The following is a 17,586-nucleotide window of genomic DNA, read 5'->3' as shown; positions in this document are numbered from 1 at the left end:
GATGCGTAACCCAGCGTACACGGAAGACAAGCTCACTCGACAAGCTCTTTACATTTCAGATAGGCCTGATAACGGCAGACACTTTAACAAGTTATGTGTACTGCTCTCGGATGTTATTGAGAAGGTTAACAAGTATGGACATGAAATATCGATATTGGGTGAATTAGACGTCTCAGGTATTGATATACGGCTGCACAAATCCGTGGGGAGAGGCTCGGCATTAACTGGTCATATTAATAACGTAAGACTAGAGAAAAGTAGCATTCACAAACTCCGTATTGTTATCGACCATTTTCTAGAAACTCTTTTAGAGGCAGGGCCTACTGAGAATACCCCTACCATTGTCTCTTTGATAAAATGTGATGAAAATGCTGAGCAGATATCCGTCCGCCGTCAAACTGGTGTTTTTCTCCAATCTTTGGCGACTCCTTGGAAGACATTAGAACAAGTATTAACTTTTTTGTTGCTCGACATATGTATGTTTAGAGCACTGTTCGGAAGTCTGGAGGGGCAGGAAAAGATTGATATCTTGTCTCAGAAGTTCGATTTTGATCGCACCAATTTCCCAGAAGATTTTGCCTCTGTTACGCCGCTGTTAGATCAGGACGTTGCGCCTCAGTCATACAGTTTTGCGATGAGCTGCATGCTACAAAATAGGCTGCAACTGCAACAATATCTAAATAAATGGTTAGAGTTTAAGGGGTTTCTCGAAGGAGCTAACTTGATTGATGTGGCAGCGGCCCGATTTGAGAGTACAGAGCAACTGGTTGATTTCCTTCTCTATTCACTGGGATGCCGTTCAGGTCAAATAAATCCGGCTAAGCTTAAAGTAAAAATTGATAACAAAAAGCCAGGAAAATACACCTTGGTGTTTCAAAAAAAAGCGGTAAAGCGTGAAAACGATAGGGTTACGCTTAAGAATTATTTTCAATTGCGGCATCCATCAGATTTTTCAATTATTGAGCGTCAAAAGGAAACGAAAATGCGGCATTACATTGACAGGTATTGCTTGTTTGTTCGCTTTACAAAGGAGGAGTAGTTATGAGTACGTCAAATTATTCTGCTGTCGTATGCTTGGTGGGCGCGAGGCTTCTTTCTCGTCATGACCAAATACGCTACACGGATTGGATTTTTTCTTTTCAGCAATGTGTTAAAGATAGAGCCAGCTTGGGTGCAGATGGTTGTACGTACTTTTTTCTGGGTGAGTATTGTTACATCACTGCACATGATATCCATTCCCTGCTAGCGACCGTTGGAGAAGTTCGACTAACCTTGTTGCAACAGCAAGTCTATTCGAATGCTGTGTTGACAGACAAGAGCTGCGGTATTGACCAATATTTGTATACTCACGCTGGCGATAAAGCAGAGAAAGACGTTGACAATCTTAAGCTACATTACTTTGGAATAAACTTTTTTTCTGATTCGAGTCATCTTCGTCCAGAGATTGAAGAAATGCGAGCGATTGGCTGTTCAATTTTGGCCGATGAAGTACGTAGTCAGTACTTTAGCTCTAACATTCAATTCGTCAGTAATGTGAATATCTCGACCAATAACCATCGTGTTGATATATTTTTGGATATGGCGTTTGAAGAAGATGCATTCGCAGAGAATATTCTCAGAAATATCATTGAAGACTTTTTCTATTTCACGGCTTTTTCGAAGTCAATTTCCCGATTCTTTATTCCATTCTTCTTGAACCTTGTTCAATCACTCGAACTCAATGCGTTTGCTCACAAGATTCGTATTCTCAAAGTGTTAAGCAGTCCGCAGTTTATTGGCAAATTAAATCAAACGATCGGTGCGGAGTACGTCATTTTCAAGTTGCTTCACTTAACTATTGTGGAAACTGAGAGGGAACCCGACGATGTCCAGTCGGCTAGCAGTTTGAAAGGCAATCGTGCGTCTCTGACTAAGTTTATTTTCTCGAAAGCAACACTGTTGGATAAGTTAGATTCGCTGCCCGAATTTGTTATGCCAAGGCAATTAAGACAGAAGCTTGTAGCTGATTACGCTAAGGTCTTGTATCAAAACATTCATAGTGCGTCTAATTGATTATTTGGTGCCTGTATGCGTAAAGTACCGTTCAATGATTCATAATTCCGTTCATGAGTCAAATAAAAATCTTACTTTATTGAATCGTTAATCCTCTTACTTTCACTGTGCGCTTGCATTGAATATTGACGTTCATTATTCGCTCATTACGGCGCTCAGACTCGTGTCAGGGCAGACTACTGTAAGTGAAGGATTGGTTTATCATAAACCCTCTGTGCTGCGCTTATAGCCCCTACGTTTTTTTTCGGTTTAAACGGGTAGACATCTACCTTGATGTCAGCGTTGACCGAGCGGCCTGCGCCACGCATGGTGGAAAGCGCTTCGCTTATCCACCTACGTTTTTTCGGTTCAAAGGGCTAGAAATCTACCGAGATGCCAGCGTTGACCGAGCGGCCTGCGCCACGCATGGTTGATGGGTCTATGCCCATCATCATATCGGCTGAGGCGTATTCTAGTCCGCCGAGCGGCAGGCGATATGCGCGGTCAAACAGGTTGTCGACTCCTGCGTCAAGTCGGATGGTTGCGGTCAGCTCGACACTGGTGCGCAAGTTAACCAGGGCGTAACCGGCCGTTTGTTGTTCGGCCCGCAGGGTGCTGAGGCGATCTTTGCTGGCCACCATCTCGGTTTCCAGTGAACTGCGCCATGGACCCTGATGATGTTCCAGCGCAAGCCGCATATTTAGCGGCATGATGTTATAGAGATTATCGCCACTGTCCGCCTTGCCTCTGACGTAGGCGATGGTGCTGCGAACTGTCCAATCACCGGCCCATTGCCCCAATGCTTTGCTGCCTGAAACATCAACGCCATACAGTTTGGCATCGTCGTTGGCAAAGCGTAGTGACTGCCGGCCGACCAGCATGCTCATATTGTATGGGTTGGGGTTGGTATTCGGCTCTACATTGATGTAATCCTGCACCAGCGTGTAGAAGGGCGTCACTTTCAGCTGCCAGTCTTTATCCGCGGCGTCGTGCCAGTCTGCGCTCATTCGCAGGCTATAAGCCACTTCCGGTTCCAGATTGATATCACCGACGTAGGAGTTCAAATCACCAAACCAGTTGTTCATCAGGCCCGCCATCATGGCTTCGTTGGACCAGATGTAGCGCTCATGCAGATTCGGTGAGCGGGTTTTACGCGACAGACCGAGGTCATAGGTTTGTGTCTCGTTTCTGACATAGCGTAGTGCAGCGGTCAGATCCAGGTTCAGATCATCGGTGTGATGATCCTGCGCGTTAAAGGCATCGGCGTCGGTTTTGTAGGTGCTGTCGTCGTAAGGCGTTGATCCCATCATGCCGCCATAACTGCCATCTGCTGCGCTATGGTAACCAGACACGTCACCGGTATTCATCCGCACCTGCTCAAGGCGGGCACCCAGTTGCGTCGATAACTTCTGGTTGAGCTGGTTGTCCAGCTCGGCAAACAGGGCAAAACGCTGGCGCTTGCCATCGCGAATATTCCAGAAGTCGTGCGGCCCCATAAAGCTATTTGCTAAGGCTGGCCACCAGTCATCTAAGCTATATTGATGAAATTCATGACCCAACCGCAACGTCTGATTTTCGGTGAGAGATGATGTTGCCAGCAGCGAATATCCGAGATCGGCGGCGTCGGTATCCATCGGCATCTGGCCGCCTTTTTCCGGCAGAATGTCCATCTTATGCCGGACGCTCTGCCGGTAGGCGCGGGTCTCCAGCAGACCCCAGCTAAACTCGCCCGAATAAGCGGCATTCAACGACAGACTCTTGTTGTAGGTCATATCCATTGCCTGGTTCGGAAACCCCTGCAGTGGAATATCCTGCCAGCCAATATCCAGCGAAAACAGGTCATCACCCTGTTTCATCGCCAGTTTGACGGCGTTATTCCGCACTTTATAGCGGCTGGCACCCACAACCTCACCATCCCCGTCTTCATAGTTGCCGGCATCCACGGTGTTGCCGGTGTAAGTCAGACTGAAATCGTCAGCAGCCAGGCTCGCCCGGGCGCTGGCGCCTTTTACATCACCATTGCCACGATAATAAGCACTCAGATTGCCAGAGGTTTTATAACCTTGACCTGGTTTTGCAAACTCCGGTGCGGCCGACACCACATGAATCGCACCGCCGATACTGTCGCCGCCCTGGCTCACCGGCACCACCCCGGCATACACATTGATATGGCTCAGCGCCACCGGCGCAATATAAGAAAGGGCCGGGTTCATGTGATTCGGGCAGGCGGACGTGATGGTCATCCCATCAACCGAAATTTTCAGTCGATCATCGGCCAAACCGTTGATGGCCGGCAGACTGGACACGCCGCCACCGGTATAGAAACTCAGGCCAGGCATGTTTTCCAGCAATTTGGCGGTATCGTCGCTGGCAAACTGCTGTTTTTTATGATCTTTATTGATGGTGTTGCCAAAAGCCACCTCGTCGATGCTGCCTTTGACTTCGATCGCAGGGAGCAGTTTTGCTTGCTCTTCGGCTGGCGCGGCATGGGCTGAAAAGGCGGAAGCGAAGGCCAGCGCCAGCGGCGATAATGACAGAAGCAAGGTTCTGCCTGAATGATGTGATGATTGCATTGGAGCCTCTGAGTTTTTCTAATTCGGCTTAAAAAGTGAGAGCGCAATTATAAACAGAGCCGGCGGCGCTGATGCTGCGGCATTTTGTCGCAGCGGTGGCCGAATTTGCGATCGGCTATCGGTTTAAATCAAAATGAAAAGGTTGCAGTGCCACTGCTGGTGCCGGCTGGCCGTTGCGGGAGGGGGCATTGCAGCGCCAACGGTTTACGGTCGCAAGGGCGGCCTTGTCTAAGCGCACATATCCGCTCGATTCGACAATCTGTGCGTCTTCCACCTCGCCTTTGGCGCTCAGCCACACTTTCACCAGCACCGTCCCTGATTCCCGCAAGCGCCGGGCTGAGGCTGAATAAACAGGGGCCGGTCGATGCGGACAATTCACCGCAAGCTCAACTGCCAGCACCAGCGGTTCGGTGGGTTTTGAATGAGGACTTACCTCAGCGGTTGTTTGTTCCTTGATAGGTTCCGCCTTGGCTTGAGCGCTATTGGCTCTGAATTGCGGATGCTCAGTGAACGTCTGTGGCGTGACTACGGGCGTTGTGGAGCGCTGAGTTGGTGACTGAGTTGGTGACTGAGTTAGGGGCAGCGTTTTGGCGACTGCAGGCTTGGCCAGCTTGGGCATCGGCGCTGGGGGGCTGCTGTCTGGTGTTGGCCTTGCTGATGTGGCAACCGCTGTATTGGGCAGAGCTGCTGTCACGGCCTGAGTGAGTGCCGTGCTCTGAGGCGGCGGCGGTGTAGGAATGACGGATACGCTGATAAATTGCACCGACATTGCGGCAGCGCTCGGCACAGGTGTTGGCAGAAAGTATGTAACGCTGAAGAACAGCGCAAAGTGTAACAGCAGCGAGAGTAGCACTGCGGTCAGTGGCTTGTCGTATAAACTGCGCCAGCCGGCATGACAGCAAACAAAGGTGTTGTTCTCTCTGCAATCGCCGCGGATTGGCTGGTGCCTGCTGACATAGATCCGGATCTTCAATGATGTTGCGCTTCATCTTTCGACTGTGGTTAAGAGTGACAGGGCTAACAAGCTGAGTCTGGCAGTATTTTAGCGCCAGTGCAGCGCGACTGCGTGCGACAAATTGTCGCAGTGCACGGATCAGCACATATTATTAAACAGAGCAGTCAGCAGTAACAATCATGTTTCAGTAAAAGGCGGATTTCCTGGCGCCCGCTTATTGCGACCCCGTAAGATTTAATCCTTGCGAAACCAACCCGCAATACTAAACCTCTCAAATTCCGCCGGTAGTACCTGATGCGGAAAACGTTCGCTTTCGAACGTCACTAACAAGCCAGCTTGCGGCAGTACCCGCGTCAGCTCAACTTCGTTTTCGTCATAAATCACCAGTTCGCCGCCGCTTGGTACGTCGTTTAAATATAAAACTGTGGTGAGTACGCGGTTGGAGCGGCCGCGAAAGGCGTCGAGGTGAGTTTGGTAGAAGTCGCCTTGGCGGTAGCGGGCGAAATGGCACTCGTGGTGGGTGAGGCCGAGGAAACATTGGCGGTTCATTTGTTGTTGTAGTTGCAGCATCAATGCGAGGTAGTCTTGTTGTGCTTGGGTCGAACCGTCGAGCCAGGCGGTGTGGTCGCGGCGGATTTCGCTGTTTTGTTGCAGTTGCCCCGCGCGGCCAACACCGGCGGCGGTTAAATCTGTGTGTTGTTGCACTTCGGTCAAGAGCGCCTGGCACAAATCTGCCGGGATGGCTTGCGGCAGGATCGCTAAGCCTTGTTGGTAAAAGTCCGGCATGATGAGGTCGACCCAGTTGGTTTTGGTGGGCCAATTGGGTGATGTCAAAGTGGGGACAGATTCAGACATACAGGAGACTCAATACAAAGTGCCGGGGACAGCGCTTTGTACTGAGTTTGGGTGGGTGTGTCAAGTTATGGGGTTTTTGGATGTTTTGGGCTTGGCGCACTACCGCTGCCGCGGTGAGTGACGCCCTACGAGCCGGTTGGTGCATTTCATTTGGATGTATTGCTAACGATAAGTTCGGCGCACTACCGCTGCCGCGGTGAGTGACGCCCTACTTTTTAACTACTTTTGTGCTATGCCGCCAACAACTGTCGCAGCCAGGGTCTTAACGCCTGCAATAGTTGCTGGCGATCGAGCTGGGGGTGCAGCACCGCGCGGACCAGCAGGCCGTTGTAGACTGAGGCCAGCAGTTCGATGCGGGCGTCGACCTCAAAGTCGGGCAGGGTGCGCAAGCTACCTTGGGGTCCTGCCAGTAACAGTTTTAGTTGTGCCCGCATGCTGTCGTCGGCGTGGCGTAATAAGGTGGCGACTTTATCGTTGCGCGCGGCTTCGGACAGCATTTCCAGCTGCAGGGCGGCGTACGCCGGATCCAGGTTTTTCTCCACACCATAATCGGCGCCATCCACCATCGCTTGTACCAAATCGCCATCACACTCGGCAAAACCGGCCAGCAACGAAAACAGATCCGCCATATTCTGCTCGATAATGCCGGCAATAATGGCTTCTTTGCCGTCGAAATAATTGTAAATATGACCCGGGCTCATGCCGGCGGTTTTGGAAATTTCGGCCATCCCGGCGCCATGATAACCGCGACGGCGAAAACAATCGGCGGCGGCGGTTAACACTTGCTCCCGCCTGGCTTGCGCCAGGGCAGGGTCCTGATGTTTTTTAACTTTTGTCGTCATCATCAGCTCCGCAACTTGCTTAATTAATCGGTGCGGGCTTGGCAAACTTACCAATCAGCACATAAAACAGCGGCACAAACAACACGGCCAGCACAGCGGACGCCAGCATCCCGCCAATCACACTGATGCCCAGCGCATTTTGCGCGCCAGAGCCTGCGCTGGAAGCAATCGCCAGCGGCAATACGCCAAAGATAAAGGCCAATGACGTCATCAAAATCGGCCGTAACCGCAAGCGAATGGCTTCGACTGCTGCATCTTTCAGTGCCATGCCTTGTTCAAAACGGCCTTTGGCGAACTCGACGATTAAGATGGCGTTTTTCGCCGCCAGGCCCATGGTGGTCAATAAGCCCACCTGGAAATAAATGTCGTTGGATAAACTGGCGCTGGTGGCCGCTACTAACGCACCAAAGATCCCCAGTGGCACCACCGCCATTACGGCTGCAGGCACCGACCAGCTTTCATATAAGGCCGCCAGACACAAGAACACCACCAACAAACTAATGGCGTACAGCATTGGCGCTTGATCACCGGTCATCCGCTCCTGATACGACATACCAGTCCACTCAGATCCGACGCCGTTTGGAAGTTTCGCCACCAGTTCTTCCATCGCCAGCATCGCGTCACCGGTACTAAAACCTGGCGCGGCCATGCCCTGAATTTCCATTGAACTCAGGCCGTTATAACGTTCCAGTCGCGGCGAGCCAAAGCTCCAATGTGCGCTGGCGAAGGCCGAAAATGGCACCATTTCACCGGTTTTATTGCGCACATACCATTGCTGGATATCTTCCGGCACCATCCGGCTTGGCGCTTCGCCTTGCACAAAGACTTTTTTCACCCGGCCTTTATCAATAAAATCATTGACATAAGTAGCGCCCCAGCCGGTTTGAATGGTCTGATTGATATCAGCCTGACTGACACCCAGCGCACCGGCTTTGGCGAGATCAATATCCAGTTTCAGCTCGGGTGTATCTTCCTGACCATTCGGCCGCACTGCCATCAGGCGTTTGTCTTGCGATGCCATGCCCAGTAACTGGTTGCGCGCCGCTAATAACCCGTCGTGGCCAATATTGGCGCGGTCTTGCAGGTGCAGGTTAAAGCCATTGGCGGTGCCCAGTTCCACCACAGCGGGCGGGGCAAAGGCAAACACCATCGCATCTTTAATCTGACTAAAGCGGCCCATCGCTTTACCGGCCACAGCTTTCACCGACAAATCATCGCGTTGCCGTTCATCCCAGTGTTTCAGGTTCACAAAACCAATAGCGGCATTCTGGCCTTGACCGGCGAAACTAAAACCAGCTACCGAAAATACTGATTTTACGGCTTCTTTTTGGTCGACCAGGAAATGTTGTTCCACCTGTTTAATCACTTCCAAGGTGCGCTGTTGCGTGGCGCCTGTTGGCAGAATGATTTGGTTAAACAAAATGCCCTGATCTTCATCCGGTAAAAAGGCCGAAGGTAAGCGCATCATCAGCAGCACCATGCCACCCACAATCAGCGCATAAGCCAATAAATAACGTTTTGGTTGGCGGATCATCCGGCTGGCAATCGACTGGGTGGCATTATTACCGGCATCAAAACCACGGTTAAAACCGCCGAAAAATTTGCCCAACCAGCCGCCACCGCTATGGCCAGACGGTTTTAATAAAGTCGCGCAAAGGGCAGGGGTCAGGATCAATGCCACCAACACCGACAACGCCATCGCCGACACTAAGGTAATCGAGAACTGGCGGTAAATGACGCCAGTGGAGCCGCCGAAAAACGCCATTGGCACAAATACCGCTGACAACACCAAGGCGATGCCGACCAGCGCACCGGTAATTTCGTCCATCGATTTACGGGTCGCTTCCTTGGCGGATAAACCTTCTTCAGTCATCACTCGTTCGACGTTTTCAACCACGACTATGGCGTCATCGACCAACAAACCAATCGCCAGCACCATCGCAAACATGGTCAGGGTATTAATCGAATAACCAAAGATGGAGAGCACGGCAAAAGTACCCAGCAGCACCACTGGTACGGCAATGGTGGGAATTAAGGTGGCGCGGAAATTCTGTAAAAACAGATACATCACCAGAAAGACCAGTACGATCGCTTCGAGCAGCGTTTTCACCACTTTTTCAATCGAGATCTTCACAAAAGGCGTGGTGTCATAAGGCACCACCGCCTGTAAACCGGCCGGAAAATACGGGCGCATGGTTTCAATGGCGGCTTTGACGCCATCGGCAGTGGCTAACGCATTAGCGCCAGCGGCTAATTTGACGCCTAAGCCGGTGGCTGGTTTGCCGTTGTAACGGGCTGAAATCTGGTAACTTTCGCCGCCAAGTTCAATTCGGGCGACATCGGATAACCGCACGGCCGAGCCGTCGGTATTGATCCGCAGCAGAATATTGCCAAACTGTTCGGTGGTTTGCAGCCGACTTTGTGCGGTAATAGACGCATTCATTTGCTGGCCGCTAATTGCTGGTAAACCACCCAACTGACCGGCCGACACCTGGGCATTTTGCGCCACAATGGCCGCGCTGATGTCCGATGGCATCAATTTATAGTTGGCGAGTTTGGCCGGGTCTAACCAAATGCGCATGGCGTATTGGCTGCCGAACATTTGAATTTCACCGACACCGTCGACCCGTGCCAGCACGTCTTGCACATTAGCGCTGACATAATCGCCGATGTCGATATTGCTCATCGAGCCATCTTCTGACACAAACCCCATCACCAGCAGGAAGTTACGCGCTGATTTAGCTACTTGCACGCCCTGACGCTGCACTTCTTGTGGCAATAACGGTGTCGCTAACGCCAGTTTATTCTGCACCTGAACTTGCGCGATATCCGGATTGGTATCGGCGCTAAAGGTCAGCGTAATAGTGGCGGTGCCGCTCGATTCGCTGGTCGCCGACATATACAGCAAGCCGTCGAGGCCTTTCATTTTTTGCTCGATCACCTGGGTGACACTGTCTTCCAGGGTACGGGCTGATGCGCCAGGATAGCTGGCGGTGATGCTAATAGCAGGTGGCGCGATCGACGGATATTGCGCAATCGGCAGGCCGTTGATGGCGAGCACCCCGGCCAGCATGATCACAATGGCGATGACCCAGGCGAAAATCGGCCGGTCAATAAAAAATCGACTCATTAGTTCGCTCCTGTGGCTTTGTTTTGCCCAGCAGGCTTGGGATCCGTGGCTGCTGTCGCATTAACAGTCGCGTTAAATGGCACTGCTTTGGCTGGCGCGCCTGGCCGGACTTTTTGCAGTCCTTCAACGATGAGTTGATCGCCAGCGGCTAAACCTTCTTCAACCAGCCATTGATCAGCTGCGCCGCCGTTTACGGAAACTGTCCGGCTCGCTTTCACCAATCTAGGCTCCACAGTACCAGCAGCATTCACCACCAGTGCAGTTGCTTCACCTTTGGCGTTACGGCTAATACCGCGTTGTGGCGCCAGAATGGCGGCGGTGTTGATGCCGGTTTCCAGCGTCGCCCGCACGTACATGCCCGGCAATAACAACAGATCCGGGTTGGCAAATTCGGCGCGCAGCACCACCGAGCCGGTGCTGGCATCGACGCTGACTTCGCTAAACTGCAAGGTGCCTTTGTGTTGATAAGTGCTGCCATCTTCGAGCTTCAGGCTGACAGCAGTGCCGGCGCTACTCAGCGCACCACTGGCCAGCGCTTGTTTTAGTTTTAACAGCTCAGCGCTTGATTGCGTCACTTCGACATAAATCGGGTCCAGCTGTTGTACGACTGCCAAAGCTTGGGCTTGATTGGCGCTTACCAATGCACCTGCGGTCACCGCTGATTTACCAATGCGGCCGTTAATCGGCGCTGTGACTTTGCTGTAATCGAGCTGAATCTGCGCACTTTGTAGCTGCGCTTTGGCGGCGAGCACATCAGCCTTGGCTTGTTCATGCAGGGCGGCCACTTCGTCAAAATCCTGCTGGCTGATTAGTCGCTGCTCAATCATTTTCTGGTAGCGACTGGCTTTGGCAGTTGCTTGCTGCAAATTGGCATTGGCGCGCGCCAACGAAGCGGCAGCGCTTTGTTTGGTGGCGGCAAAAGTGGCTGGGTCAATTTGGTATAAGGTGTCACCGGCTTTGACGTCGCTGCCTTCAGTGAATAAGCGTTTCAGAATAATACCGCCCACTTGTGGTCGGATTTCCGCCAGTTGCCAGGCGACAGTGCGGCCCGGTAATTCGGTATTTAAGGTGATTTGTTGTGGCGCTAATGTCACCACACCCACTTCAACCGGCGCCGGTGCTGCTGCGGCATTCGGTGCAGCTGCTTCGGTACAGGCCTGCAACAAAAAAGCGCCAAGCAGCGCTGCCGCCACTGGTTTCAGCAGAGCGCTGCGCTTCGGCAAAAGGGAATTTAATGATGACATAACCGGACTCCAACTTTAGAATGAACGATCATTCTACGTTTTGATGCTAAATTGAGCAAGCGCTTTCTTAGGGACGCCAACCCGAGGATTTGTGGTTTGGTCGTGGTGGAATGAATAAAACGGCGGCATTTGCCACGTGAGTATGAAAGAAGTCGACAGCAGCTTACAGGCATGCTGTCTGGCGCTGGACTGCCGGGCTAACTGCATAAACGACACAATTTACGGTTATTTTTTTCGCAGTGAACTTCTGGACGGTTCAGTTGCGATAAAGGGATTTTATTGTTTATTGAGTGTTACCATCACCCTATGCTTGGGCATCTTGCCCAACGGCCGGAGTACCAACATGAAACTTAAGTTTGTCAGCTGTGCTTTGTTATGCGTTGCAGGCTTAACTGCCTGCCAGTCGACCCCCGAAGAAGATATGCCCATTCCCGTCACCTTTGCGCAGCAAGCACAACAATATCCGATAAAACGACCTGTAGTGACCCTAAGCGATGAAGCCTTTCACCAGAACATCGGGGCCTTTCACATTGAAAACATGGATTTATCCGGTAAGTATCTGGAGAAAGTATCCAGGGGAACGGGCTGGAAAACCACGGCAACCGGTGGACTGTTATTTCAGCTGTTGTTTCACGACGCCGTTAACACTCGTGGTGATTTGGTCAGCGAATTCAGTAGTCGTGGCGAGCAAAGTTTCAGTTTTAATGTGGCTGCAGCAGGTTTAGCGCCAGTACACAGTGAATGTCAGCTGCTGGTGTTTGGGACTGGCGAAGAGACGTTGGACAATGGTGTGAATAGTTACAACTGGCAAACCTCAGAGCAAGCCGCCAGTTATCTTGGTTGTAAACTGACCCAGCAAGGGCAGGTCTCTGAACTGATTGTCGAGCGCAAATCTGGTGCAAAGCCCAGCTTCCGTTTGCATCAGGGTGCTCAAGTTTTTCAATTGGATCCGGTGCAAGCAGGCCCGAATTTATCGCAATACAATCCGTTATTTCAGCGGGTTGAAGATGGTTATTTACTTGGGCAAAACGCTGGTGTGCAGTCGGCGCTGCAATTAAGTCTGGACCAGTCCCGGCTATGGTTGGGCAAAAATGTGGCGCCAGCGCAGCAACAATGGCTACTGGCAGTGATGTTTAGTTTGCAACTGTACCACTGGCAGGATCGAAACTGGCCGTCGCTAACCAGTAATTAGCCGCCTATTCGTATATGGCGGCTAGGATGGTTTCTGACCTAGCTGCCTGTTTTGGGTTACCGGCAACAAGGGACGATATTTTGCGGTGAAAACTTAATTGTCCAGCGCCAGCCAAATTTCCGTGCGCAGATCTTTTGGGGCGGTATTGCTGGAGTCATTCAGGTACAGCTCAATACCTGGCAAAGCTGCTGGCTGTTCGTCGCTTTGCTGCAACCAATGCCCAATAAGCCATTGATATGCATGGTCAAGTTCACTGTAGGCGCCACGGTGTTCTATCACCGCAAAACGGCCTGGTGGAATGTGCACTTTTTGCAGCTGATCAGGCAAATCTGAGTCAGCAGTAATTTCGACACAGGCATCCGAACGTGATTCCGGGCCGATAATGCCTTGCCTGACGTGGTCTGGCTCATCGTAAAATAAACCAAACCAGCGCGGTAACGGCGGAACGGTTAACTTGCCAATCTCCAATTCCAGCAAGCTGAATGCTTCACCAATGTTTAAGTAAGATCCAAGATGGCGTCGTGCGGCCAAATGGATCGGGGCAGTTAAAGTACGAATTTCAACGTGATACATAGCTTTCTCCTGTAGGTTTTTTAATTGGAGGGCCAGCAAACGCTGACGACGGTATACGCCCGGTGTGACGCCATAGGCCACCGTAAAAGCGCGAACAAAAGCGGCACTGCTTTGGAAGCCAGCGCGTTGTGCCACGCGAATTTGCGGTACTTCATCCAGCGCTAAATCACGCGAGGCAAAATGCAGTCGCAGCCGTTGTTGTGTCGCTGCAACTGTTTCTCCCATCATGTCGCGATAAATCCGGTGAAAATGAAAGGCCGAAAAATTGGCGACGCTGGCCAGTTGCTCCAGCGAATAATGTCGTGTTGGATCTTGCCAGATCAGCTTCACCACCTTCATCAAGCGCCGGGCATAATCCTGTTGTGTGCTGCGTTTGCTCATCATCCCTCCAAGTCCAGAGTTTAAGGAGGCTGCATTGATTTAGGTTGCTCAGTTTGGCATTGGCGAGGTGTGGCGTTGCACCAACCTCATTCATTTTCTTCAAACCGAAAACAACACCGCCTGATTCCGGCCCTGATGTTTGGCCTGATACAAAGCAGTGTCGGCCTGGTGCCAGAGTTGTAGTAAATCGGCTTGTTGGGCTTTGCCGGCGATGCCGATACTGATGGTGACTTTGCGATCAGGCGCCAGTTCCGGCCAGTTTAAGGCTTCGAGTTCCAGACATAAGCGCTGGGCAATTTCCAGCGCCTGCGATGGCAATGTCGCGGGGAGTAAAATCAGAAATTCTTCGCCGCCAACCCGGCCGATTTTATCTTGCGGTCGTAGGGAAAATCGCAGGCAGTGCGCCACTTTTTTCAGTACCAAGTCGCCGGCTTGATGGCCGAAGGTGTCGTTGATGCTTTTGAAAAAGTCGATATCCAGCGCCAATACTGAAAATGGCGCGCCATTTTTTGTGCTGGCGTTGGATTGTTGCCATAACTGCTCGGCCATCGCCACGGTATGGCGGCGGTTGGGTAAGCGGGTCAGCTCGTCGAGCAAGGCTAAATCGGCCAGCTGGCGCGATAATTTGCGCTGGCGCTGTATCAATAACAACAAGGTCAGGATCAGCATCGTGGCGCAGCCAAGCGCGATCATCTGCCATAACTTTAACTGCTCGGCATCTTGCAATTGTTGTTGTTGCAGCAGGTTTTTTTGCTGCAGTAGCTCTTTATCACTGCGGATTTGTTCGGTTTGCAACTGGGTTTTTAACGCGCTGGTGCGCTGGTCTAATAACTGTTGTTGCAGCTGGGCGTCACGTTGTAATTGCTGTAGTTGCAGCAAAAAGGCACTTTGCCATTCACCACGTTTTGCCTGTAAATCGGCGAATTCTTTGTATAACCTGGCTTCAAACCGCGGATTGCGGTTGGCTTTAAAATACTGTTCGGCCGCGGCTAAATCGTCCGCTGCCAGTTGCCATTGTTGCAGCGCCTTGTAACTGACCGCGCGGCTGAGCTGGCAATACGCCAGATATTCCAGATTGTTGCTGTTTCGGTAGTGGGCAATCGCCTGATCCAGCAAGGCCACCGCCTCAGCGGCGCGGCCGGATTTGGTCAGTACGATTGCAATCGAGCGCTGGTTATAGGCGATGTCATCCGGTTGTTTGCGTTGCAGTTCCACTTTGAGGGCCTGTTGCAAATACTCCAACGCTTGCGGCAAGTCCCCCATGCTTTCATAAGTGCTGCCGAGGTTAAACAGGGCGGTGGCTTCGTCCTGCAAATTCTGTTTACTGCGATGATACGCCAGCGTGCGTTGATATAACGGAATAGCGTCCTGATAATCGGCCACTGCCGGATCGGCATAAAGATTGGCCAGCGCATTGCTGATGTAACTTTCCGCGTTCGGGTCATTTTGCTGCGCTGCAACTGCCAACGCCTGCTGGAAATCGGCCAATGCCTTTGGATATTCGCCAGTACGGGCATATTGCTCGGCGCGCAGGCTGAGGGCGCGAATATGCAGTTCCGGATCTTGTATTGAAAGTTCCTGCTGCAGAATGTCCTGATAAAGCTCAAACGCCCGCTGATTATCGCCGCGTTGCTCTTCGGCATACCCCTGACACAACTGAAACCGCAGTTGCCACAGCTTCGCCATTGTGGGGTGCTGACTGTTGACATGCTGCACTAAAGTGACCGCAGCGTCCGGTTGGGCTGGTGCCAGCGCCCAGCACCAGACTTGCTGCACTTTCAGCTGTGCTTCCGGCTCGGTTTGTTGCGTAAGTAAGGTGCGAAAAGCTGCTTCACCGGCTTTGGCGTCGCTGGCGAATAAAGTCTCGGCAGCGCTGAGTTCCTGAGTAAGTTGAGGCTGTGTGTTGGCTGTTGCGCCAAAACTTAGGCCGAAGAAAATCAGAACTAAAGTCAGTGATAAACGCCGTTTGCTGCCTGTAACATAAATGACTGGCGCTCGCTGTCCACAGAAAGTATTCCAGGTCAATTTCAAAAATCCCATCCGTTTTAATTCCTGTGCTGCATATTTTTCAGTGCACTAACCTGCAATTTACAATATTCCGGAAACAAGCTGAGGTCTAATTAAATCAGATTGTTAGTCGCAGACAACTGCTTTATGCTGATTTTTTTCTTTTTCGGAACTTAGCATGAGCAAGGCATCCGCAGGCCTGCATTTTTATCACCCGCTGGCATTCTGGCTGGGTTGTATGGCCATTACCGCCGGGGTGCTGGCGCATATTCCAATGTTTATTCACGCCTCTTATATGAATTATCAGATGGTTGGAATGCCGATGGACACCAATATGCTGGTCGGTATGGGGTTGATCCCATTTGGTTTATTGCTGGCGATGTATGGCCTTATGCCAAGAATGAGCCAGCTGAAACAGCAACAAAGTTGTCAGTTACAGTTCCATGTTGCCGATCAGTTGCCGCTGAATCGCGAGCACTGGACGCTGGTGGTGGTGTTGCTGGCGGCGGTGATTGTCGATGTGATGAAACCGGCCACTTTGGGTTTTGTAATGCCAGGCATCAAACTCGAGTATGAAATTGACAGCAAAACCGCCGGTACCCTGGCTTTGGTAGCCTTAACCGGCACTACGGTGGGATCGGTGTTGTGGGGCATAGCTGCCGATAAATTTGGTCGTCGCGCCGCTATTTTATTATCTGCTTTGATGTTTATCGGAACTTCCATTTGCGGCGCCATGCCGACGTTCGAATGGAACCTGATTATGTGTTTTTTAATGGGCATGTCAGCCGGTGGCTTATTGCCGATTACTTTTACCTTGATGGCTGAAACCATCCCGGCGGCGCATCGCGGCTGGTTACTGGTGGCACTGGGTGGTATTGGTACTGCCGCCGGTTATCTGGTTGCTGCTGGCTCTGCCGCTATTCTGGAGCCGATGTTCAGCTGGCGGGTGTTGTGGTTATTAGGCTTACCAACAGGTTTATTGTTGATTGTGCTGAACCGATATTTACCTGAATCACCGCGATTTTTAGCCGGGCAGGGCCTGACGCAACAGGCTAGAACTGTGCTCGCCAGATTTGGTAATGATGGCCAGGGTCATGAGCAGGTGGTGGTTGAACAGGCGCCGGAAGTACCGGAATCCAGCTTTAAGCAATTGTTTCAAATGCCGTACGCCGGGATCAGTTTGGGCCTGATGCTGGCCGGTGTGGCCTGGGGTTTAGTCAACTTTGGCTTTTTGTTGTGGTTGCCAATTAACCTTGGCGCGCTTGGCCTTGCGGCGCAGGCCAGTGCCATTATTGCCAAATCGGCGATGATGGCGGTGCCTGCAGTGTTACTGGTGATTTGGCTGTATCACCGCTGGAGCAGTATCCGTACTTTGATGCTGTTTTTACTACTGACTGCCTTGTCGTTGATGTCCTTTGTGCTGTTTGATCTGATGCAGTTTTATCAGCCGTTCTGGTTGTCGGTGGCTATTACTTTATTGCTGGTGAGTGCCAGTGGCGTGATAGCGATGTTGATCCCCTATGCTGCCGAAATTTATCCAGTGCAGCTACGAGGCTCAGGTTCAGGCTTAGTGGCTGCTGGCTCCAAATTTGGTGGCATTCTGGGTGCTATTCTCGGGGTTTATGGCGCTTTTGATCATATGGCCTATTCGGCGTTATTGCTGGGCTTGAGTCTGGTGGTAGCTTGTTGGGTGTTGTATCGCCATGGTATTGAAACCCGGGGCAAAACGCTGGAAGCGGTACATCAGTCGGTGATTGACCGCTCGGCGGCTCGCTAAGCGGCTGAAATTTGGATTTCAGCCGC

At 51.6% G+C, this 17,586-nt stretch carries 12 protein-coding genes; 4 read left to right on the top strand and 8 right to left on the bottom strand.

Features of this window, described 5'->3' with window-relative positions; genetic code table 11:
• The first annotated feature begins 1 nt into the window (after position 1).
• Together A5320_RS05090 and A5320_RS05085 are read left to right on the top strand one after the other, a co-directional pair.
• On the top strand, positions 2 to 1,039 hold the full coding sequence (locus A5320_RS05090) for a hypothetical protein (RefSeq protein WP_068061762.1): 1,038 nt from the start codon (positions 2 to 4) through the stop codon (positions 1,037 to 1,039).
• 2 nt (positions 1,040 to 1,041) lie between these two features.
• Positions 1,042 to 2,052: a hypothetical protein gene (locus A5320_RS05085; RefSeq protein WP_068061758.1), complete on the top strand. Its 1,011-nt coding sequence runs from the start codon at positions 1,042 to 1,044 to the stop codon at positions 2,050 to 2,052.
• A gap of 356 nt (positions 2,053 to 2,408) precedes the next feature.
• Here A5320_RS05085 and A5320_RS05080 read toward each other — a convergent pair whose 3' ends face one another.
• From A5320_RS05080 to A5320_RS05050, 6 genes are all read right to left on the bottom strand, one after another.
• Positions 2,409 to 4,574: a TonB-dependent receptor gene (locus A5320_RS05080; RefSeq protein WP_197489983.1), complete on the bottom strand. Its 2,166-nt coding sequence runs from the start codon at positions 4,572 to 4,574 to the stop codon at positions 2,409 to 2,411.
• Between the two features lie 145 nt (positions 4,575 to 4,719).
• Positions 4,720 to 5,577: an energy transducer TonB gene (locus A5320_RS05075; protein WP_068061752.1), complete on the bottom strand. Its 858-nt coding sequence runs from the start codon at positions 5,575 to 5,577 to the stop codon at positions 4,720 to 4,722.
• 216 nt (positions 5,578 to 5,793) lie between these two features.
• A complete protein-coding gene (locus A5320_RS05070; RefSeq protein ID WP_082971541.1) occupies positions 5,794 to 6,414 on the bottom strand; it encodes a 2OG-Fe(II) oxygenase in 621 nt (206 codons plus the stop codon).
• A 230-nt stretch (positions 6,415 to 6,644) separates the two neighbouring features.
• Positions 6,645 to 7,256, bottom strand: a complete 612-nt coding sequence (locus A5320_RS05060; protein ID WP_068061745.1) for a TetR/AcrR family transcriptional regulator — start codon at positions 7,254 to 7,256, stop codon at positions 6,645 to 6,647.
• Between the two features lie 19 nt (positions 7,257 to 7,275).
• On the bottom strand, positions 7,276 to 10,386 hold the full coding sequence (locus tag A5320_RS05055; protein WP_068061743.1) for an efflux RND transporter permease subunit: 3,111 nt from the start codon (positions 10,384 to 10,386) through the stop codon (positions 7,276 to 7,278).
• On the bottom strand, positions 10,386 to 11,630 hold the full coding sequence (locus A5320_RS05050) for an efflux RND transporter periplasmic adaptor subunit (RefSeq protein ID WP_068061741.1): 1,245 nt from the start codon (positions 11,628 to 11,630) through the stop codon (positions 10,386 to 10,388). Before A5320_RS05050 ends, A5320_RS05055 begins: the two co-directional genes overlap by 1 nt.
• Before the next feature lie 343 nt (positions 11,631 to 11,973).
• On the opposite strand from A5320_RS05050, the gene A5320_RS05045 reads away from it, so the two are divergent.
• Complete coding sequence (locus A5320_RS05045; protein ID WP_068061739.1) at positions 11,974 to 12,822, top strand: hypothetical protein; 849 nt, start codon at positions 11,974 to 11,976, stop codon at positions 12,820 to 12,822.
• Between the two features lie 93 nt (positions 12,823 to 12,915).
• Here A5320_RS05045 and A5320_RS05040 read toward each other — a convergent pair whose 3' ends face one another.
• The gene (locus tag A5320_RS05040; RefSeq protein ID WP_068061736.1) at positions 12,916 to 13,776 is read right to left on the bottom strand and encodes an AraC family transcriptional regulator; all 861 of its coding nucleotides are present in this window, start codon (positions 13,774 to 13,776) and stop codon (positions 12,916 to 12,918) included.
• A 99-nt stretch (positions 13,777 to 13,875) separates the two neighbouring features.
• Positions 13,876 to 15,816 (bottom strand): GGDEF domain-containing protein, encoded by a 1,941-nt coding sequence (locus tag A5320_RS05035; RefSeq protein ID WP_068061734.1) that lies wholly within the window; start codon positions 15,814 to 15,816, stop codon positions 13,876 to 13,878.
• A 145-nt stretch (positions 15,817 to 15,961) separates the two neighbouring features.
• Between A5320_RS05035 and A5320_RS05030 the strand changes: the two genes are divergently transcribed.
• Positions 15,962 to 17,560 carry an MFS transporter gene (locus A5320_RS05030; protein WP_068061732.1) on the top strand — a complete coding sequence of 533 codons (1,599 nt, stop codon included), beginning with the start codon at positions 15,962 to 15,964 and terminating at the stop codon, positions 17,558 to 17,560.
• Positions 17,561 to 17,586: the final 26 nt, after the last annotated feature.

Origin of the sequence: Rheinheimera sp. SA_1, from assembly GCF_001669775.1 — a bacterium.
Taxonomy (GTDB): Bacteria; Pseudomonadota; Gammaproteobacteria; order Enterobacterales; family Alteromonadaceae; genus Pararheinheimera.
The sequence above is the reverse complement of the archived record's forward strand: the minus strand, read 5'-3'. Positions and strand labels throughout refer to the sequence as shown.